The 519-nt window shown below is 63.8% G+C and carries 1 protein-coding gene; it reads left to right on the top strand.

The window, feature by feature from the left end; translation table 11 throughout:
- Positions 1–59: 59 nt before the first annotated feature.
- Positions 60–519, top strand: a 460-nt coding sequence (locus ABWU19_RS15070; RefSeq protein WP_435902437.1) for a hypothetical protein, incomplete at its 3' end; no start/stop codon positions are given.

The following is a 519-nucleotide window of genomic DNA, read 5'->3' as shown; positions in this document are numbered from 1 at the left end:
CGACCCTGCGGATGTCCTACCGAGAGGCTGAGGCGTGGCTTGGGGAGTGGGGGGTGAAGGTGGGCAAGAGTTCGTTGCAGGTGCTGGGGATTCGGATGGAGCAGCACGAGCAAGGGCTGAGCCGTGCAGGGCTAACCCAACTGGCGCAGCAGCCCTTGATGGGACGGGAGGGGGAACGGGGCCGGCGCTGGTGTGTGGAGGTGGATGGCTGTCTGGTGGCGACCCAGGTGGAGGGCGTCATCGAGTGGCGGGAAGTCAAAAGTGCGGTAGTGTACCCGTTGCGCTGCCCTAGCCAGCGGTACTACGTGAGTGCCCTAACCACCGCTACGGCGTTCGCCCCCCAGGTGCATTGCCTGCTCCGCCATGCGGGTCTTCGCCAATCCGACACCCTGATTGGCCTCAGTGATGGGGCAGCCTGGATCGCCGAACTCTTTGGCGAACTGGGGGTTCACCGACACATCTTGGATGTCTACCACGCCAGCACCTACCTCGACACCCTGATGACGGGACTCGGTTATT

The sequence above is a fragment of the Meiothermus cerbereus genome, from assembly GCF_051297115.1.
Lineage (GTDB): Bacteria > Deinococcota > Deinococci > Deinococcales > Thermaceae > Meiothermus > Meiothermus cerbereus_A.
This window is presented reverse-complemented; position numbering and strand designations above follow the sequence as displayed.